Genomic DNA, 17,353 nt, shown 5'->3' with positions numbered 1-17,353 from the left:
CCGTGAGCGCCGCGGCCGAGCCGGACCGCGACGCCGGTCGGGACGAGGTGCCGGGCGCTGTGCCCGCCGCTCATGGAAGCGGGCGGCGGGGCCGCGGACAAGTGCCGGGACGCATCTCTTACGGGCTTCTGACGCGGGCGGGGTTGGCTGCGTGGGTTTGCGGGCTTGTGACGTGGGAGGAGTTGGTTACGCGGGTCCGCGGGCTTTTGGCGTGGGCGGGGGGCGCTCGCGCGTATCTGCCGGCGCCGCGCCCGGGCAGGGTGCGCCGCGCGACCGCCGGGCTTCATTACGGGGCCGGGTATCGCCGTAGGCGGCACGGCGTTGTGGCTGGGGAGGGTGGGCCGTGCGGGTCGCCGGGCGTCGTATAGGGGCGGCGTTCGCCGCATGGGGCGCCGGGATTCATGCCTGGGCGGGGCCCGAGTGCGTTTGCGGGCGTATCGCCGGAGCCGAGAGTTCGCCCTACGCGGCATCGGCCGTTGTGCCTGCGCCAGGGTGCGCCGCGCGCGTCACCGGGCGTCGTACCGGGCCCCGGATTTCGCCGGACGCGGCACTGGACGTCGTGCCTAGGCCAGGCCGGGCCGCGCGCCGCCGAGGTCCGTTAGCGGCCCGGGGCTCACCGCACGGAGCACCGGGATTCGTGGCTGACCAGGGTCCGAGTGCGTCTGCCCGCTCCGTGCTCGGGCCGGGTACCCCCCCCGCGCCACCGGGCTTCGTTACGCCCGGTTCGCCGTATGCGGTTCCAGGAATTCATGCCTGGGCAGGGCCGGCCCGTTGGGCGTCAGTCCAGGCCCGAGAGTTTGAAGACGGTTCGGGCGGTCTCCCGGTCGACGTGCTCCGTCAATCGGTGCAGGGCCGTCGTACCGCAGCGCAGCGAACCCGTGGTTGTGGAGTGCAGGATGTCCTCCTCGACGCGGTACCAGAGGCCGGGGTTGTCCAGGAAGACCTGGGGGTCGAGCTCGACTCGGCCGCCGAGTGCGTCGCGCAGGACCAGGCGCCGCGAGACGCCGTCGTGCGGGTATACGGACACCAGCAGGTCGGTGCGGACCCGGCGGGTGCGCAGCAGACAGCGCGTGGCCAGCCAGCCGGGGCCCGCCGAGATCCGGGGCGGGCACAGGACCAGGAACAGCAGCGCGGCGAGGGCCAGCCACAGCACGCCTCGCCAGGGGGTGAGCGTGGAGGCCACCCCGTCGACCAGGATCAGCAGCGCGAGCAGCGCGGTCGCGCAGCGGGCGGCCGTGCGCACCTCGACGGTCCAGCGGCGGTCGTACACCGGGCCGTCGCGCCCGCCGGCCTCGGCCCGCGCGCCCAGGGTGTCGTCACGATGTCCCATACGGCCGACGGTAGAGGGCGTTGCCGGTCCGGGAACCCGCCTTGACAGGACTCTGATGGGCCGGCCGGTGTTCTTGACGCCGCCGCAGCAGGGACCCGCGCCCTGCACCTGTGGCCGGTGGTCCGGAGGCCGGGCAAGCCAGGGGCCGGTGCGCAGCGGCTGCTGCGGCCGGCCCCGGGAGGTGCGGGTTCAGGCGGCCGTCATCACCCGGCCGGTGTCCAGCGGGCGGTGCGGGGCGATGATCTTGCCGTCGGGCAGGAGCTCGCCGGTGTCCTCGAAGAGGAGGACGCCGTTGCACAGCAGGCTCCAGCCCTGCTCGGGGTGGTGCGCCACGAGGCGGGCGGACTCCCGGTCGGCAGAGTCGGCTGAGGGACACGGCGGCTGGTGCTGGCACATGGTGGGTGGGATCTTTCGCTCTGTTGTGGTCATGTCCGCCCCCGTTTGAATAGTCGGTCGGATTACAGTGTTGCCCCACGAGCGTCAATCCGCAGGGATTTCGCAGCACCGCTCCTTCACAGAATGATGACGCATCACCCGGGCGGCTGGTTCAACTCAACTGACCTGCACGTTCGGGTGGTTCATGATGGCCGAGGGTGACTAGTCCGGACGGGTCGGGCAGCTTTTCGACTCTTTCGAGCGGTGAATTGCTCGTACGAGCGGACCTCTGCCGGAAATGCGCGAAGATCCGCATACGGGAACGCAATGGCCCCGCTTCCGGGAAGGGGAGCGGGGCCGGGGGCGGCGGAGGTCAGGCGAGCTGGCCGAGCAGGGGCGTGGGCGTGACCCGCAGGGTGAGGACCGGCAGCAGGTCGGACACCCGGTGCGGGCGGTGTGCGGCGATCCCCGGGGGCGCCGGCGCCAGCGGCACCAGCAGATCCGTGGCCTGCGGATGCCCCGTCGCCCCGTCCGCCGTGATGTCCCCGTGCAGCCACAGCGTCAGCATGTACAGCCCCGGTACGGACAGCAGCCGCGCCTGGTACGACTGGGTCACCGACTCGGCCTGGCGCAGCGCGCGCTCGGTGGAGCTGACGTAGGGCCCTTCGAAGAAGTGCGAGAAGGCCCAGCCGTCGGGCGTGAGCCGGGTCTCGGCCGCCGCCACCGCGCGTTCCCCGCAGCGGATCAGGAAGCGCCAGCCGGCCAGCCGGGTGGCCCGCACACCCTCGGGGGTGATGGCGTCCAGCACGTGCACGGGCAGCGGCAGATCGGGGCTCGCGGGCTCCTCGGCATTTCGCAGGGACGGGGTGGGGGCCTCGCGGACGGCGGTCGGGGAATCGAGTGCCGCGAGGACGGAGCGAAGTGCAGGCGCGGGTGCCGGGGGTACGTGCAGCGGCATGGTGGGTCGCCTCTCATTCGACAGGCCACGATGGCGTGAGGGCGGGGCGGGGCGGACGACGCTGTCAGCTCTCGGGATCAGGGCTCGGCGAGGCAGGGGCCGGGGGTCGGAGTGCGAGAGGGGGTGCTGGTGGCCCGTCGTCCGTCACCTCGACGACAGGTCCTCGACCGTGGGCGCCAGCCTGCTGCCCTGTCCGGGGAGTTTATACGACACGTGTTCAGCCTGTGTTTCGTCTAGCTGTTTCCGGAGCACTCGGCAAGGGTCTATTCGGTCGCCGATTCGCGGGAATCCTCCCGATTCCACAGGGGCTGAACGGCCGTGACCTCGGGAAGTCCAGGTCCCGGGGTCGGCCAATTCTCGTCGGCGTTTTTCACGAGATCCATTCCCGTGGAAACCGCCGGTCGTCGCATGCCTCCGGAATGTGCCATTGGACAACCCCCCGGACAACCCGGCCAGCCTAGCCGCTCGCGGCCCCGCGCGCATGCGTTATGGATCGCTACGGCTGGGCATCATCCCCCCTGCACCGGACACCGGCGGCCCGTACGCAGGGCCCCGCACCAGCCGAGGAAGGGACGCTTCGATGGGCGAGAAGGTCGTGGCAGGCTCGTTCGACCTGTCCGATCGCCAGCGCTACCGCGACAAGCTGCGACAGTGCGTGACAGGCCTGGAGCGGCTACTGGCCCAGCAGCGGTTCGACCGCCCGAAGAACCTGATGGGGCTGGAGATCGAATTGAATCTGGTGGGCTCCGACGGCCTGCCGAAAATGCTGAACGCGCAAGTCCTGGAACGCATCGCGAGCCGGGATTTCCAAACAGAACTCGCCATGTTCAACCTGGAAGTGAACATAGCCCCCCACCGGCTCGGCGGCCGGGTATTCGACCGGCTGGCCGAGGAACTCCGCATCGCGCTGGCATATGCGGACCGGAAGGCGGGGGAGGTCGACGCCGGCATCGCGATGATCGGCATTCTGCCCACGCTGGACCGTGACGACCTGGTCTCGTCCAACCTCTCGGACGTCGACCGTTACACCCTGCTCAACGACCAGATCGTCGCCGCCCGGGGCGAGGACTTCACGCTCGACATCGAGGGCGTGGAACATCTGCGCTGCACCTCGAAGTCGATCACCCCGGAGGCGGCCTGCACCTCCGTGCAGCTGCACCTCCAGGTCACCCCGGGCCGCTTCGCCGACGTGTGGAACGCCGCGCAGGCGGTCGCCGGCCCGCAGGTGGCCCTCGCCGCCAACTCGCCGTTCCTCTTCGGGCGCGAGCTGTGGCGCGAGTCGCGGCCCCCGCTGTTCCAGCAGGCCACCGACACCCGCCCGCCCGAACTCCAGGCCCAGGGCGTGCGGCCGCGCACCTGGTTCGGCGAGCGGTGGATCACCTCGGCGTACGACCTGTTCGAGGAGAACCTGCGCTACTTCCCCGCGCTGCTGCCGATCTGCGACGAGGAGGACCCGCTCGCGGTGATCGACGCCGGCGGCACGCCCAAGCTCGCCGAACTGGTCCTGCACAACGGCACGATCTACCGCTGGAACCGGCCCGTGTACGGCGTCGCCGACGGCGTACCGCACCTGCGGGTGGAGAACCGCGTCCTGCCGGCCGGCCCGACCGTCACGGACGTGGTCGCGAACGCCGCGTTCTACTACGGCGTCGTGCGCGCCCTGGCCGAGGACGCGCGGCCGGTGTGGACCCGGCTGCCGTTCGAGGCGGCGGCCGCGAACTTCGACGCCGCCTGCCGCCACGGCATCGACGCCCGCCTGGAATGGCCCCGGCGCGGCCGGCTCGGCGGCACGACCACCGTCGACGCCGTCTCCCTCGTACGGGACGAGCTGCTGCCGCTGGCCGAGGCCGGACTGGACGCATGGGGCATCGAACCCGCCGACCGGGATCTGTACCTCGGCGTGATCGACGAACGGTGCCGCCGCCGCACCAACGGCGCGACCTGGCAGGCGGCCACCTTCCACCGGGCCCTGGAGAAGGGCCTGACCCGAGAGGCGGCCCTGGCGGCGACCACCCGCCGCTACTGCGCCCTGATGCGCCTCGGCGACCCGGTCCACAGCTGGCCGGTGGGGCTGCCGGAGCCGGTGCCGCTGGGCTGAGGCGCCCGACGTCGGCCCCGGCCCGGGCCGGTCTCCTCGCCGCCGTCAGCACGTCGCCGCCGTCGGCACGTCGTGAGGTGAACCCCTGATCCCGGGCCTGCCGTGCCACGGCCCGCCGGGGGTCGGCGGCCTTCACCCCGTGTCCATCGGGCATGCTGTGACCTCCCATGGCCGTCGTGCCCCTGGCCCGTGATGTTCGGTTCAGGGGCGGGAACGGGACGGGATGGGCCGAAGGAGGCAGGTGTGCACGCGGAGGCGGGTCAGGTGGCCGAATCTTTTCCCGAACAGCGGCTCTCGCGGCGGACCCTGCGCGACGAGACGCTGCTCGTTCTGGGGCTGTCGCTCGGCGCGAGCGGCGTGTCCGCGCTGATCAGCTTTGTCGGCTCGGTCACCAAACCCGGCGGTCTGAAGGATCAGGCGGCCACGCTCAACGCCTCCGCCGCACCGGGTCGCCCCTGGCTGGACCTCGCCTGGCAGTTGTTCGGTATCGCCTCCGCCCTGGTGCCGGTCGCGCTCGTGGCGCACCTGCTGCTGCGGGAGGGGGAGAGCCTGCGCACTCTCGGCTTCGACCGCACCCGCCCCTGGCCCGACCTCGGCCGGGGTGCCGCGATCGCCGCGGTGATCGGCAGTACCGGCATCGCGTTCTACCTGGCCGCCCGCGGCCTCGGTTTCAATCTCACCGTCGTGCCCGAGGCGCTGCCCGACGTGTGGTGGAAGTACCCCGTGCTGGTCTTGTCGGCGGTGCAGAACGCGATCCTCGAAGAGGTGATCGTCGTCGGCTATCTGCTGCGCCGGCTGGGGCAGTTGGGGTGGACCCCGGGCACCGCCCTGGTGGCCAGTTCCGTGCTGCGCGGCTCCTACCACCTCTACCAGGGCATCGGCGGCTTCGTCGGCAACATGGTCATGGGCGTCGTCTTCGTGTACCTCTACCGCCGCTGGGGACGGGTCGGTCCCTTGGTGGTGGCGCACTCCCTGCTCGACATCGGTGCGTTCGTGGGCTACGCGCTGCTCGCGGGCAAGGTGGGCTGGCTGCCGACGGCGTGAACCGCCGGCAGCGCGTGCTCACGGCCCACCGCGGGTTCCGGCGGCTGCCGGACGGGCGTTCCCGCGGCTGTCGGCCACGCCTTCCTACGGCCGGGTGAGCAGGTCGCCCTCGATCACGGTGACCGCCCGGCCGCTCAACAGCGTGCGCTCGCCGCGCAGTTCGGTGCGCACCCGGCCCGAGCGCGGCGACGCCTGCAGCCCGGTGAGGTCCGGGCGGCCGAGCCGCTCGGACCAGAACGGCGCCAGTGCGGTGTGGGCGCTGCCCGTGACCGGGTCCTCGTCGATACCGACGTTGGGGAAGAAGCAGCGCGAGACGAAGTCGTAGCCGCGCGCCGGGTCCTCGGCGCGGGCGGTGGCGATGACGCCCCGCTCCGAGAAGGCGGCCAGCGCCTTGTGGTCCGGGGTCAGGGCGTGGACGGTCTTCTCGTCGGCGAGCTCCAGCAGCAGGTCGCCGACGTTCGGGCCGGTGTCGAAGGCGGCGCGCGGTTCGGCGCCCAGGGCCTCGGCGACCCCTGCCGGCAGCTCCACCTCGGTCAGCGGCGCGGTGGGGAAGTCCAGCGTGATCGAGCCGTCCGCGCGGGGCGTGGCGATCAGCACGCCGCTGCGGGTGGCGAACCGCACCGGACCCTCGTGCGCGCCGGTGGTGTGCAGGACGTGGGCGGTGGCCAGGGTGGCGTGGCCGCACATCGCCACCTCGGCGGCGGGCGTGAACCAGCGCAGCGCCCAGTCGGCCTCGCCGCCCTCGGGCAGACGGTGGGCGAACGCGGTCTCGGCGTGGTTGACCTCCAGGGCCACCTTCTGCAGCCACTCGTCGGCCGGGAAGGAGTCCAGCAGGAGCACGCCGGCCGGGTTGCCGGCGAAGGGACGGTCGGTGAAGGCGTCGACGATTCGAATGCGCATGGCCCGACGGTAGTGGCGCGCGGAACGCGCAGGCCAAGGCCAATTCGGCGGTGCTGGACCGGATTGCTGTGGGGGGATGCGGGACAAGGGCCTTGCCAGCCGACAGTTACCGATATATCGTTGAGACATCGCGAATGATCGCGAGAGATCGTCGAAGGATCGACGATCGGATGACGATGGAATGGAGAGTGGTCGCAATGCGTACCCACGGTTTTGAGCACGGACACCGGCACGGCGGCCCCGGGCGCGGCTTCGGCGGCTTCGGTGGTTTCGGCGGCCCCGGCGGCGACGGCCGCCGCGCGGCGTTCGGTCCCTTCGGTCCGGGTGGCCCCGGCTTCGGCCCGGGCGGTCCGGGCGGCCCCGGCTTCGGGCACGGCCCCTGGGGCGGGCGAGGGCGCGGCGGACCGCGCGGACGGGCACGGCGCGGTGATGTACGGGCATCGATCCTGGCCCTGCTGAAGGAACGGGCGATGCACGGTTACGAGATGATCCAGGAGATCGCCGAACGCAGCGGCGGCGCCTGGAAGCCGAGCCCCGGCTCGGTGTACCCCACCCTCCAACTGCTGGAGGACGAGGGGCTGATCAGCAGCGAGTCGGAGGGCGGCAAGAAGCTGTTCTCGCTCACCGAGGAGGGTCGTGCGGCGGCCGACCAGGGGCCGGACGCGCCCTGGGAGGAGGCCTCCCGCGGCATCGACTTCGAGGCGCTCGGCGAGATCCGGCAGGCCGGCTTCGGTCTGATGGAGGCCTTCGGGCAGGTCTGGAAGACCGGCACCAAGGAGCAGCGGGACAAGGCCCTGGCCGTCCTCAACGACGCCCGCAAGAAGCTGTACCTGATCCTCGCCGACGAGGACTGACCCGTACGGATCTCGGTCCACGGCCGGGCAGGCGCCCCGCGGAAGCGACCGCGGGGCGCCGTCGCGCCCGGGCGCCGGTGCCCGTCAGGCCACCAGTGCCGCCAGTTTGCGCAGCGACTCGTCGAGCGCGGAGGTCGCCGAGTCCCTCAGCCGGCCCGCCATCAGGGACACGGCGGCGCCCGTGAACTCGCCGTCGATCCGCACGGTGGTGCCGTCGCCGTCCGGGGTGAGGGTGTAGCGCGTGGCCAGGTTCACCGCCATCGGGCCCTTGCCGCGCAGCGCCAGCACGCCGGCCGGTTCGACCTGCTCGACGGTCCACTCCACCTCGGCCGGGAAGCCCATCAGCTTCATGTTCTCCTGGAAGGTCGCGCCCGCCTCCAGTGCCGCGGGGCCGCCCTGCGGGAAGCTCGTGTGGGTCGCGTTCCACTCCCCGTACGCGGACCAGTCCGTCAGCTGCGCCCAGACCTTCTCCGCGGGCGCCTCGATACGCGCCTGCGCGCTGACCTCGGCCATGGGACCACCCCTTCGACTCGGGCTACGGTGTCGCGGAACGTAGCGGTGGCCGCCCGAACATTCAATACTGATGAACCGTCAGAAAATGTGGAGCCCTGCCGCCGTACTCAGCCCACGCGCCGTATCTCGGCGGCGTCGACCAGGTCCCAGGCGCGGGGGAAGGGCCCCTCGTCGTGGCAGTGCCAGGCCTCCCAGAACAGATCGGCGAGCAGCGCGTCCTGCGGCGCGTACACCCGGTACACGTACTGCCTCCCGTCGACGGCCGGCAGCGCGACCAGCCAGCACTCGCTCTCCATGTCCGTGTGGGACGAACGGCGGCGCGCGCTGGTTGCCCGTGGGGCGTATGGCAAGGCGGCGCGCGCCCCCCCGGGCGGGAACGGCCTGATCTCATCCACAAGGAGGAGACTCGTCAGCCGTTGTCCACTCCTCGTGGGACGCGGAAATGCGTCGCACCGTGGATGCGGTGGCCCCGGGGTGACTGATGGGGTGGAGAGGTGCACCCCCGTCTTCCCCCGCAAGTCACCCGCGTTCCTCCCCCGCAAGTCACCCGCGACCACGCCGTCCCCCGCGTCGACGACGAGGCCGGACTGGGCGCGGAACTCGCCGCGGTGGTCGCCGGTGCCCGGCGCCGGGCCGTGCGGGACGGGGACCGGCAGATCGACACCGCCCATCTGCTGCACTCGCTGCTGGAGTCCGGCCCCGACGTGCGCGCCGCCTTCGAACCGCCGCAGGTCGCCCGGCTGCTCGGCTATCTCGTGCAGCGCAGCATCGGTTACGGACTGCGCTGGCAGACCGCCGTGGAGGACTCCGGCGCGCTGCCCGCGGCGGGCCGGGCCGAGGGCTACTCACCGCTGGCGGCGCTCGCCGTACGGGGCGTGCTGGAGCGTGCCCTGCGGCACGGGCGGCCGCCCCGGGGCGTGGACCTGCTCGCCGCACTGGTCGCCGACCCCGAGGCACGCGCCGTGCAGGTGCTCGGCCACGCCGGGATCGACGCGCGGGAGCTGTCCGCGCGTCTCGCGCGCGAACCCTCCGGGGACGCCGGATCGTCCAGCGGGTGAGACAGGTGCCATCCGGGGTGACGCTCCTGTCGTCCCCTGTCATCATGTGCCGGTGCATACATCTGGGAGCTTTCAGGGCGGCCGCGGCAAAGGCGTCGGGCTGTCACTCGCGCTGGGTTCGGCCCTCGCCTTCGGCGGTTCCGGCGTCGCCGCCAAACCGCTGATCGAGGCGGGACTCGACCCGCTGCACGTGGTGTGGCTGCGGGTGACCGGCGCGGCCCTGGTGATGCTCCCGCTCGCCGTCCGCCATCGCGCGCTGCTGCGCCGCCGCCCGGCGCTGCTCGCCGGGTTCGGGCTCCTCGCCGTCGCCGGCGTCCAGGCCTGCTACTTCGCCGCGCTGTCCCGCATACCGGTCGGCGTCGCGCTGCTCGTCGAGTACCTCGCGCCGGCCCTGGTGCTCGGCTGGGTGCGGTTCGTGCAGCGGCGGCCCGTGACCCGGGCCGCGGCGCTCGGCGTCGTCCTCGCCGTCGGAGGGCTGGCCTGCGTGGTCGAGGTGTGGTCCGGGCTGAGCTTCGACGCGCTCGGCCTGCTGCTCGCGCTCGGCGCCGCCTGCTGCCAGGTCGGCTACTTCGTCCTGTCCGACCAGGGCAGCGACTCCGGCGCCGACGCGCCCGACCCGCTCGGCGTCATCGCGTACGGACTGCTCGTCGGCGCCGCCGTCCTGACGGTCGTGGCCCGCCCGTGGGGCATGGACTGGTCCGTGCTCGCGCACACCGCACCGATGAACGGCCGCCCCGTCGCCGCCTGGCTGCTGCTCGCCTGGATCGTGCTGATCGCCACGGTCGTCGCCTACGTCACCGGCGTGCTCTCGGTGCGGCGGCTCTCCCCGCAGGTCGCCGGGGTCGTGGCCTGCCTGGAGGCGGTCATCGCGACCGTTCTGGCCTGGGTGCTGCTCGGCGAGCACCTGTCCGCCCCGCAGATCGCCGGTGGCGCGGTCGTCCTGGTCGGCGCGTTCATCGCGCAGTCCTCCACACCCGCGAAGGGTTCGGCGGAACCGGTCGTGTCCGGGGCCGCGGAAAAGGAGTTGTCCGCTCGGGGAACGGCCGCATAAGGTGCCCGCCATGCCTTCCGACGCACTCGTTCTTCCGCCTCCGGCCGCCTGAAGGCGGGCCCTCCGGTGATGTGACGCCCGGCGTACGCCGCCGGGCCGAACGGTGCTGCCCGCAGAAGAGTTCAGCGGATCCCGCACGGACGGGATCCCTTCCCGAACTTCCGAACTTCTGCCTTCTGCGGAGAGAACGCGTGTCCACTCCTGCTTCCGGCCTGCCCGTCGGGCGAGGCCTGCTCTATCTGACCGTCGCCGGTGCCGCCTGGGGCACCGCCGGCGCGGCCGCCTCCCTGGTCTACCGGACCAGCGACATGAGCGCCGTCACCCTGTCCTTCTGGCGCTGCGCCGCCGGGCTCGTCCTGCTGCTCGCCGCCCGCCGGTTCGGCCCCCGCCCGGCGGCGGCCGCGGCGCCCGAGCCGCTGCGCCGCCGGCTGCTGCGCGCCGGAGCCACGGGTGTGGGGCTCGCGGTGTTCCAGACGGCCTACTTCGCCGCCGTCTCCGCCACCGGCCTCGCCGTGGCGACGGTCGTCACCCTCGGCGCCGGGCCGGTGCTCATCGCCCTCGGTGCCCGGCTGACCCTGGGCGAGCGGCTCGGCCGCGGCGGCCTGGCCGCTGTGGTGGGCGCACTCGCCGGGCTCGGCGTCCTCGTCCTGGGCGGGGGAGCGGCGGCGGTGCGGCCGTGGGGCGTCGCCCTGGCGCTGGTGTCCGCCGCGGGCTACAGCGCGATGACCCTGCTGACCCGACGGTGGGGCCGCGACGGCGGGGCCGACGCGGCGAGCACGTCGGTGGGGGCGTTCGCGGTCACCACGCTGTGCCTGTTGCCGTTCGCGCTGGCCGACGGCCTGATCCCGCACACCGACGACCCCGCGCGGACGGTCTGGCTGCTGGCGTACATCGCCGCCGTGCCCACCGCGCTGGCCTACGCCCTGTACTTCGCGGGCGCGGCGGTGGTCCGGTCGGCGACCGTGTCCGTGATCATGCTGCTGGAGCCGGTGAGCGCGGCCGTGCTCGCCGTCGCCCTCCTCGGGGAACGGCTCACGGCCGCGACCTGCGCCGGCACGGTCCTGATGCTGGCCTCCGTCACCGGGCTCGCGCTGGCGGAGACCCGGACCCCGGCCCCGGCCTGAGCGGACGGCCGTGCTCCGTCCTGAGCGGGGCCTGCCGTCGTCGGCTCAGGCGGTGCGGCGGCGCAGCAGGTGCTCGCGGGCCGCGGCGTCCCGGGGGCCGCCGCGGTCGGCGAGCCCGGCCGCGATCCGCTCCTGCGTCCCGGCCGGGCGGTGCCCCGCGTACTTGAACTTCGCGCGGACGCCCGTCACCTCCAGCCGGATGCCGCGGATCCCGGACAGCAGTCGCCCGTACGGCGCCTCGCCCACCGCCGCCGGGGCCGAGCCGCCCTCCGGCTGGAAGTGGCCGACCTGCCGGTTGAGCAGCTCGGCCTTCTCGGCCGGGTCGTCCACGACATGGGCCCGGCAGCGCAGCTGGACGGCCGCGTAGAAGCTGGTCGGTGTGCCGTGCTCGGGCGGGGCACCGGCCGGCGCCTGCCAGGGGCCGGGGATGAACACGTAGTCGTCGACGACGCTCAGCACGACCTCCGGGTCCGCCTCCAGCGCCGCCCACAGCGGGTTGGGGCGGGCCAGGTGGGTGACCGCCTCGCCGCGGCCGGCGTCGTAGGCGAAATGGAGGGGCTGCACGAACGGCGGTTCGCCGGGCGGGCCGTTGACGGCGAGCTGGCCGAAGTCGTGGCCGGCGATCCAGGTCTGCCACTCGGCGTCGTCGTGGGGCGCGTCCCAGGGGTGGATCAGCATCACAGCACCGCGAGGTAGTCCGGCAGGCCGGTGCCGGGGGCGAGCTGGGGGTCGTCGACGGGGGCGTCGTAGCCCTTGCGCAGGGGGACCAGGCCGGCCCAGTGGGGGAGGCCGAGGTCCTCCGGCTCGTCGTTGACGCCGCCGGTGCGGAGCTTGGCGGAGACCTCGTTCAGGTCGAGGCGGAGCACGGCGGTGGCGGCCAGCTCCTTCTTGTTGGCGGGCCGGGAGTCGGCGGCGCGGCCCGGCACGACGTGGTCGACCAGCGCGTCGAGCGCCAGCCGCTTCTCCTGCGGGTCGGTCACGTCGTGGGCGGTGCCGTGCACCACGACGGAGCGGTAGTTGATCGAGTGGTGGAAGGCGGACCGGGCCAGCACCAGCGCGTCGACATGGGTGACCGTCAGGCACACCGCGAGGCCCGGGTCGGCCTGGCCGGCCATCCGCAGCGGGCGCGAGCCGGTCGAGCCGTGCACATAGAGCCGGTCGCCGACGCGGCCGTACAGCGTCGGCAGCACGACGGGGGCGCCGTCGCGGACGAAGCCGAGATGGCAGACGTACCCCTCGTCGAGTATCGAGTGCACCAGCTCCTTGTCGTAGCGGGCGCGATCGGCGGAGCGGGTGGGGACGGTGCGATCGGTCGGGGTGTAGGCGGTGGACGGCGTCGTCGTGGTCCCCTGCATGGCGCTCTCCCTGCGTGGTGTCGCTGGCGTTCCGTATTGCACTAGTGCATACTTTGGTTTGTGCTAGGAGAATATCCGATCAAAGGGCGGCGTGCAGCAGAGATTGCCGCCGACGTCGAGCGCGCGGTCGCCGACGGGGCGCTGAAGCCGGGCGAACCGCTGCCGCCCATGCGGGAGTTGGCGGTACGGCTCGGGGTGAATCCGAACACGGTCGCGGCCGCGTACCGCACGCTGCGCGAGCGCGGGGTGATCGAGACCGCCGGGCGGCGCGGCAGCCGGGTGCGGCCCCGGCCGGCCACCACGGGGCGTGAGTACATCGGGGTGGACGTTCCCGAGGGGGTGCGCGACCTGTCGAACGGCAACCCCGATCCGGCCCTGCTGCCCGCGCTGGCACCCGCCTTCGCCGCGGCCGCCGCGCAGAGCGACCGGGAGCCGGTCCTGTACGGGGACGCGCCCGTCGAACCGGAGTTGGAGCGGCAGGCACGGGCCGTGCTGAGTGCCGACGGGGTGCCGGACGGGCCGCTGGCCGTCTGCTCCGGTTCGCTCGACGCGATCGAGCGCGTGCTGGCGGCGCATCTCAAGCCGGGCGACACCGTCGCCGTGGAGGACCCCGGCTGGGGCAGCCTGCTCGACCTGGTCCCGGCGCTGGGGCTGCGCACGGCCCCGGTCGGCGTCGACGACGACGGACCGCTGCCGGACGACGTACGGGCCGCGCTCGCCGCCGGGGCCCGCGCCGTGATCGTCACCGACCGCGCGCAGAACCCCACCGGCGCCGCGGTGAGCGCCGCACGCGCGCGTGCCCTGCGGTCCGTGCTGCGCGAGCACCCGGAGACGCTGCTGATCGAGGACGACCACGGGCACGCGATCGTCGACCTGCCGCTGCACCCCCTCGCCGGCGTCACCCGGCACTGGGCCCTGGTCCGCTCGGCCGCCAAGGCGTACGGCCCCGACCTGCGGCTCGCCGTGCTCACCGGCGACGACGTCACCCTCGACCGGGTGCGCGGCCGGCAGCGGCTCGGCCCCGGCTGGGTCAGCCGCATCACCCAGCGGGCGGTGGCCCGGCTGTGGGCCGAGGGGGCGGTGGACGTGCCGGCTGTCGCGCGGGCGTACGGCAGCCGCCGGGACGCGCTCATCGGTGCCCTCGCCGAGCGGGGCGTGCGGGCGCACGGGCGCAGCGGGCTCAACGTCTGGATCCCGGTGCCCGACGAGACCGGCGCCGTCGCGCGTCTGCTGCAGACCGGGTGGGCGGTCGCGCCCGGCGCCCGCTTCAGGATGGGCGCGGCACCGGGTGTCCGGGTGACGGTCTCCACCCTGCCCGAGAGCGAGGCCGGCCCCCTGGCCCAGGCCATCGCCTCGGCGCTGGGGGCGGGCGGAGTGGGACGGCCGGTCTAGGACGGAAGGTCTTCGGGAGCGGCAGGGCTCGCCTGGCGCCTGGGGCGGGCCTGCGCCAGTGCCGCTCCCGCCAGGACGATCGCCGCGCCCACCGGCGTGGACCAGTGCAGGGACTCGCCGAGCAGGGCGACGCCGGCGGCCGTGGCGATCACCGGGATGAAGTAGGTGACCATCTGGGCCGTCGTCGGGCCGACCTCGGCGACCAGGCCGTACTGGACCAGGACCGCCAGGCCCGTGCCGAGGGCGCCCAGCGCGGCGATCGCCAGCAGGGGGAGGGCCGGGACATGGGTCGGCAGGGTGGTGAACAGAGGCGTGACCACCGCCAGTTGGAGCGTGGCCAGCAGGAGCTGCGCGCCGGTCAGCGACAGGTGGGAGTGGCTGCTGCCGGCCAGGGTGCGGCGGACGTAGATCCAGCCGACCGGGTAGCTGAAGGACGCCAGCAGCGCCAGCGCGGTGCCCCGGGCGTCCAGGCCGCTGAAGCCCTGCCACGCGCCGAGGACGGTCAGCACGCCGAGGAAGCCGATGCCGAGCCCGGCGAACCGCAGCCGCGTCGGGCGGTCCTCCGACAGCGCGACCAGCGACAGCGCCATGCCCCACAGCGGTGACGTGGCGTTGCAGATGCCGGCCAGCGTGGACGGGATCGTCAGCTCCGCGAAGGCGAAGAGCGAGAAGGGCAGGGCGTTCAGCAGGAACGCGGCCACCGCCAGATGCGCCCAGGTGCGGGCCCCGCGCGGCAGTCGCTCCCGCTTCACCGCCATCGCCGCGGCCAGCACCGCCGTACCGAACACCAGCCGGCCCAGGGTGACCTGGAAGGGCGAGTAGCCCTCCGTGCCGACCTTGATGAGCAGGAAGCTGAAGCCCCAGATCAGCGACAGCGCGGCGAAGCGCAGCCGCCAGCCGGGGCGGGGGACGCGGGAGCGGGGGGCGGCGGTACGTGGCCGGGGGCGGGTGACGGAGACGGAGCTCATGCCAGTAACCATGCGGGACGACGATCTCGTAGCACAATCGAGAATTCGCACCCGGTATCTCGTAGCACCGCTAATACGTTGCCGTCAGAGAAGGAGCCCCCTTGCTGAACCTGGAGCGTCTGCGCACCCTCGACGCCGTCGCCCGGCACGGCTCCGTCAGCGGCGCCGCCGAAGGGCTGCACATCACCACCTCCGCCGTGTCCCAGCAACTGGCCAAACTGGAGCGCGAGGTCGGCCAGCAGCTGCTCGCCAAGCACGGCCGCGGGGTCCGGCTCACCGACGCCGGACGGCTGCTCGCCGAGCACGCCGCGCGCATCCTGTCCCAGGTGCAGCTCGCCCAGTCCGAGCTGGAGGCGCAGCGCGGCCGGGTGGCGGGCGAGCTGAGGCTGTCGGCGTTCCCGACGGCCGCACGGGGCCTGTTCCCCGCCGCTCTCGCCGCGCTGCGTGCCGAGCATCCCGGGCTGCGGATCCGCTCCTGCGAACTGGAGCCCGAGGCGGGCATCCGGGCCGTGGTGCGCGGCGACCTCGACCTGGCCGTCGTCCTCGACTGGTACAACAAGCCGATGCCGCTGCCCGACGGGCTGGTCAAGGCCTCCGTCCTGGACGACCCCGCCGACGTGGCCATGCCCGCCGGGCACCCGCTGGCCGGCCGCGCCGAGGTGGACCTCGGGGAGTTCGCCGAGGACGAGTGGATCACCTGGGGCGAGGGCGAGTTCTGCCACGAGTGGCTGATGTACACGCTGCGCTCGCGCGGCATCGAGCCGATCGTCGGCCACCGCGCCGGCGAGACGCACACCCAGCTCGGCCTGGTCGCCGCCGGCCTCGGGGTGTGCATCGCGCCGCTGCTCGGGCGCCACCCGATGCCCGAGGGCGTGGTGACCGTGCCGCTCAAGCAGCGCGTGCGCCGCCATGTGTACGTCGTATGGCGTGCCGACGCCGACCGCCGGCCCTCCATCCGCGCGGCGGTCACGGCCCTGCGGGCGGCGGCCGAGCACGTCGGGGGCGGGGGTGACGGGGGCTGAGCTCCGGGCGGTGCGCGGCCGGCGTGGGCCGAGTTCGAGCGGTGCGCGGCTAGTGCGGGCCGAGCTTGCGGAAGTCCCAGGAGACGACCTTCTGCGGGGTCAGCCGCAGCCAGGCGTGCCGGCCGTCGTGCGGCAGCATGTCCAGACCGAAGTACTTGCGCGCGAACCGCGTCTCCACGGCGTCGAGTTCCGCGCACAGCTCCCCGGTGCGCGGCACCTCGCCCACCACCTCCACGGCGCCGGACAGCTCCACGCCGCGCAGCTCGCCGTAGTCCTCGCCGGTGTCCACCGCGACCGCCACCCGCGGATCGCGCCGCAGGTCCGCCCACCGTCTGCTGCGCACCACCGAGTACAGCCACAGCGCCGTGCCGTCCCACAGGAACCACAGGGCGCTCACATGGGGCGAGCCGTCGGCCGACACCGTGGCGAGCCGGCAGGTGCGCTGCTCGGCGAGGAACTCGTCCAGTTCGCCGGGCGTCATCATGATCTTCCGGCCCCGGCGCTGTGTGGCGGTCATCCGGCCCCCTCCGCTCGTCTGACGTATCGTCAGCAAATCATGGTTCGTCTTCCCTCGTCGCGCAACGGTGGCTACCCTCGCCCGACTCACCGCCGTCGCCGTCGCCGCCGCCAGGGGGGAACATGCCGACGCACACCCAGCTCAGCGACCTCCTCGACCCCACCGGCACCGTGCTGCTCACCGTCGAGTGCCAGCAGGGCGTCGTCGGACCCGACGCCGCCCTCCCGGAACTCGCCCGCGCCGCCCGCGCCTCCGGCGCCCTCGGCAACGTCGCCCGGCTGGTCGCCGCCGCGCACCGCGCCGGGTGGCCGGTCGTCCACGCCGTCGCCGAACGCCGCCCGGACGGCCGGGGCGCGAGCCGCAACGCCCGCCTGTTCCGGGCCGCCGAACGGCTGCCGGTGCGGCAGCTCGCCGGGACGGCGGCGGTCCGCGTGGCGCCGCCGATCGAGGTCGGCGAGGCGGACTTCGTGCTGCGCCGGCTGCACGGACTGTCACCCCTGCACGGCACCGGCGCCGACGCCCTGCTGCGCAACCTCGGCTGCCGCACCCTCGTCGTCACCGGTGTCTCGGCCAACGTGGCGATCCCGAACGCCGTCTTCGACGCCGTGAACCTCGGCTACACCGCCGTCGTCCCGACGGACGCGATCAGCGGGGTGCCCGCCGACTACACCGCAGCGATGATCCGCCACACGCTCTCGCTGGTCGCCACGCTCACGACCACCGCCGAACTGCTGGGCTGCGCCGAGCGCCGCCACTGAGGCTCCCTGTCAGGTGAGGCTGATGTCGTTCCCGGA

The 17,353-nt window shown here is 73.5% G+C and carries 19 protein-coding genes; 9 read left to right on the top strand and 10 right to left on the bottom strand.

Annotated elements, in window-relative coordinates; all coding sequences use genetic code 11:
* Positions 1 to 778 precede the first annotated feature (778 nt).
* From C3489_RS36250 to C3489_RS36240, 3 genes are all read right to left on the bottom strand, one after another.
* On the bottom strand, positions 779 to 1,330 hold the full coding sequence (locus C3489_RS36250) for a hypothetical protein (RefSeq protein ID WP_258055102.1): 552 nt from the start codon (positions 1,328 to 1,330) through the stop codon (positions 779 to 781).
* A gap of 189 nt (positions 1,331 to 1,519) precedes the next feature.
* A complete protein-coding gene (locus tag C3489_RS36245) occupies positions 1,520 to 1,726 on the bottom strand; it encodes a DUF5999 family protein (RefSeq protein WP_103786397.1) in 207 nt (68 codons plus the stop codon).
* A gap of 352 nt (positions 1,727 to 2,078) precedes the next feature.
* Positions 2,079 to 2,663: a hypothetical protein gene (locus tag C3489_RS36240; protein ID WP_103786396.1), complete on the bottom strand. Its 585-nt coding sequence runs from the start codon at positions 2,661 to 2,663 to the stop codon at positions 2,079 to 2,081.
* 580 nt (positions 2,664 to 3,243) lie between these two features.
* Between C3489_RS36240 and C3489_RS36235 the strand changes: the two genes are divergently transcribed.
* Positions 3,244 to 4,761 (top strand): glutamate-cysteine ligase family protein, encoded by a 1,518-nt coding sequence (locus C3489_RS36235; RefSeq protein ID WP_103786395.1) that lies wholly within the window; start codon positions 3,244 to 3,246, stop codon positions 4,759 to 4,761.
* Between the two features lie 243 nt (positions 4,762 to 5,004).
* On the top strand, positions 5,005 to 5,805 hold the full coding sequence (locus tag C3489_RS36230) for a CPBP family intramembrane glutamic endopeptidase (RefSeq protein WP_103786394.1): 801 nt from the start codon (positions 5,005 to 5,007) through the stop codon (positions 5,803 to 5,805).
* Between the two features lie 84 nt (positions 5,806 to 5,889).
* On the opposite strand, the gene C3489_RS36225 is transcribed toward C3489_RS36230, so the two are convergent.
* Entirely contained in the window at positions 5,890 to 6,705 is an 816-nt protein-coding gene (locus C3489_RS36225; RefSeq protein ID WP_103786393.1) for a PhzF family phenazine biosynthesis protein, read from the bottom strand.
* Between the two features lie 197 nt (positions 6,706 to 6,902).
* Between C3489_RS36225 and C3489_RS36220 the strand changes: the two genes are divergently transcribed.
* Positions 6,903 to 7,559, top strand: a complete 657-nt coding sequence (locus tag C3489_RS36220) for a PadR family transcriptional regulator (RefSeq protein ID WP_103786392.1) — start codon at positions 6,903 to 6,905, stop codon at positions 7,557 to 7,559.
* Positions 7,560 to 7,643: 84 nt separating this feature from the next.
* Here C3489_RS36220 and C3489_RS36215 read toward each other — a convergent pair whose 3' ends face one another.
* Positions 7,644 to 8,072, bottom strand: a complete 429-nt coding sequence (locus C3489_RS36215; RefSeq protein WP_103786391.1) for an SRPBCC family protein — start codon at positions 8,070 to 8,072, stop codon at positions 7,644 to 7,646.
* 107 nt (positions 8,073 to 8,179) lie between these two features.
* Positions 8,180 to 8,368 carry a hypothetical protein gene (locus C3489_RS36210; protein ID WP_103786390.1) on the bottom strand — a complete coding sequence of 63 codons (189 nt, stop codon included), beginning with the start codon at positions 8,366 to 8,368 and terminating at the stop codon, positions 8,180 to 8,182.
* Positions 8,369 to 8,566: 198 nt separating this feature from the next.
* Here C3489_RS36210 and C3489_RS36205 point away from each other — a divergent pair, with 198 nt between their 5' ends.
* The 3 genes from C3489_RS36205 to C3489_RS36195 all read left to right on the top strand — a co-directional run bounded on the left by C3489_RS36205 (position 8,567) and on the right by C3489_RS36195 (position 11,305).
* Positions 8,567 to 9,130, top strand: coding sequence for a Clp protease N-terminal domain-containing protein (locus C3489_RS36205; RefSeq protein WP_103786389.1), 564 nt, complete (start codon positions 8,567 to 8,569; stop codon positions 9,128 to 9,130).
* Between the two features lie 46 nt (positions 9,131 to 9,176).
* Positions 9,177 to 10,181, top strand: a complete 1,005-nt coding sequence (locus tag C3489_RS36200; RefSeq protein ID WP_103786388.1) for a DMT family transporter — start codon at positions 9,177 to 9,179, stop codon at positions 10,179 to 10,181.
* Positions 10,182 to 10,372: 191 nt separating this feature from the next.
* The gene (locus tag C3489_RS36195; protein ID WP_103786387.1) at positions 10,373 to 11,305 is read left to right on the top strand and encodes a DMT family transporter; all 933 of its coding nucleotides are present in this window, start codon (positions 10,373 to 10,375) and stop codon (positions 11,303 to 11,305) included.
* Positions 11,306 to 11,350: 45 nt separating this feature from the next.
* On the opposite strand, the gene C3489_RS36190 is transcribed toward C3489_RS36195, so the two are convergent.
* On the bottom strand, positions 11,351 to 11,983 hold the full coding sequence (locus C3489_RS36190; RefSeq protein WP_103786386.1) for an FMN-binding negative transcriptional regulator: 633 nt from the start codon (positions 11,981 to 11,983) through the stop codon (positions 11,351 to 11,353).
* On the bottom strand, positions 11,983 to 12,660 hold the full coding sequence (locus C3489_RS36185) for a pyridoxamine 5'-phosphate oxidase family protein (RefSeq protein ID WP_103786385.1): 678 nt from the start codon (positions 12,658 to 12,660) through the stop codon (positions 11,983 to 11,985). The genes C3489_RS36190 and C3489_RS36185 overlap by 1 nt, the downstream gene beginning before the upstream one ends.
* A 60-nt stretch (positions 12,661 to 12,720) precedes the next feature.
* On the opposite strand from C3489_RS36185, the gene C3489_RS36180 reads away from it, so the two are divergent.
* Positions 12,721 to 14,052, top strand: coding sequence for an aminotransferase class I/II-fold pyridoxal phosphate-dependent enzyme (locus C3489_RS36180; protein ID WP_103786384.1), 1,332 nt, complete (start codon positions 12,721 to 12,723; stop codon positions 14,050 to 14,052).
* Here the strand turns inward: C3489_RS36180 and C3489_RS36175 are convergent.
* Entirely contained in the window at positions 14,049 to 15,020 is a 972-nt protein-coding gene (locus C3489_RS36175) for a DMT family transporter (protein WP_103786383.1), read from the bottom strand. The two genes, C3489_RS36180 and C3489_RS36175, sit on opposite strands and share 4 nt — an antisense overlap.
* A 101-nt stretch (positions 15,021 to 15,121) precedes the next feature.
* Between C3489_RS36175 and C3489_RS36170 the strand changes: the two genes are divergently transcribed.
* A complete protein-coding gene (locus C3489_RS36170; RefSeq protein ID WP_103786382.1) occupies positions 15,122 to 16,042 on the top strand; it encodes a LysR family transcriptional regulator in 921 nt (306 codons plus the stop codon).
* Positions 16,043 to 16,091: 49 nt separating this feature from the next.
* Here C3489_RS36170 and C3489_RS36165 read toward each other — a convergent pair whose 3' ends face one another.
* Entirely contained in the window at positions 16,092 to 16,559 is a 468-nt protein-coding gene (locus tag C3489_RS36165) for a pyridoxamine 5'-phosphate oxidase family protein (RefSeq protein WP_103786381.1), read from the bottom strand.
* A 122-nt stretch (positions 16,560 to 16,681) separates the two neighbouring features.
* On the opposite strand from C3489_RS36165, the gene C3489_RS36160 reads away from it, so the two are divergent.
* Entirely contained in the window at positions 16,682 to 17,317 is a 636-nt protein-coding gene (locus C3489_RS36160; RefSeq protein ID WP_103786380.1) for a cysteine hydrolase, read from the top strand.
* Positions 17,318 to 17,353 lie beyond the last annotated feature (36 nt).

Source organism: Streptomyces sp. Ru71 (genome assembly GCF_002920535.1).
Taxonomy (GTDB): Bacteria; Actinomycetota; Actinomycetes; order Streptomycetales; family Streptomycetaceae; genus Streptomyces.
The sequence above is the reverse complement of the archived record's forward strand: the minus strand, read 5'-3'. Positions and strand labels throughout refer to the sequence as shown.

What these genes read in the sequence shown, in the direction of transcription:
- C3489_RS36245 (WP_103786397.1), bottom strand. Translation starts at nt 1,726, where the DNA reads ATGTGCCAGCACCAGCCGCCGTGTCCCTCAGCCGACTCTGCCGACCGG.
- C3489_RS36185 (WP_103786385.1), bottom strand. Translation starts at nt 12,660, where the DNA reads ATGCAGGGGACCACGACGACGCCGTCCACCGCCTACACCCCGACCGAT.
- C3489_RS36240 (WP_103786396.1), bottom strand. Translation starts at nt 2,663, where the DNA reads ATGCCGCTGCACGTACCCCCGGCACCCGCGCCTGCACTTCGCTCCGTC.
- C3489_RS36190 (WP_103786386.1), bottom strand. Translation starts at nt 11,983, where the DNA reads ATGCTGATCCACCCCTGGGACGCGCCCCACGACGACGCCGAGTGGCAG.
- C3489_RS36235 (WP_103786395.1), top strand. Translation starts at nt 3,244, where the DNA reads ATGGGCGAGAAGGTCGTGGCAGGCTCGTTCGACCTGTCCGATCGCCAG.
- C3489_RS36225 (WP_103786393.1), bottom strand. Translation starts at nt 6,705, where the DNA reads ATGCGCATTCGAATCGTCGACGCCTTCACCGACCGTCCCTTCGCCGGC.
- C3489_RS36175 (WP_103786383.1), bottom strand. Translation starts at nt 15,020, where the DNA reads ATGAGCTCCGTCTCCGTCACCCGCCCCCGGCCACGTACCGCCGCCCCC.
- C3489_RS36160 (WP_103786380.1), top strand. Translation starts at nt 16,682, where the DNA reads ATGCCGACGCACACCCAGCTCAGCGACCTCCTCGACCCCACCGGCACC.
- C3489_RS36215 (WP_103786391.1), bottom strand. Translation starts at nt 8,072, where the DNA reads ATGGCCGAGGTCAGCGCGCAGGCGCGTATCGAGGCGCCCGCGGAGAAG.
- C3489_RS36210 (WP_103786390.1), bottom strand. Translation starts at nt 8,368, where the DNA reads ATGGAGAGCGAGTGCTGGCTGGTCGCGCTGCCGGCCGTCGACGGGAGG.
- C3489_RS36220 (WP_103786392.1), top strand. Translation starts at nt 6,903, where the DNA reads ATGCGTACCCACGGTTTTGAGCACGGACACCGGCACGGCGGCCCCGGG.
- C3489_RS36250 (WP_258055102.1), bottom strand. Translation starts at nt 1,330, where the DNA reads ATGGGACATCGTGACGACACCCTGGGCGCGCGGGCCGAGGCCGGCGGG.
- C3489_RS36165 (WP_103786381.1), bottom strand. Translation starts at nt 16,559, where the DNA reads ATGACCGCCACACAGCGCCGGGGCCGGAAGATCATGATGACGCCCGGC.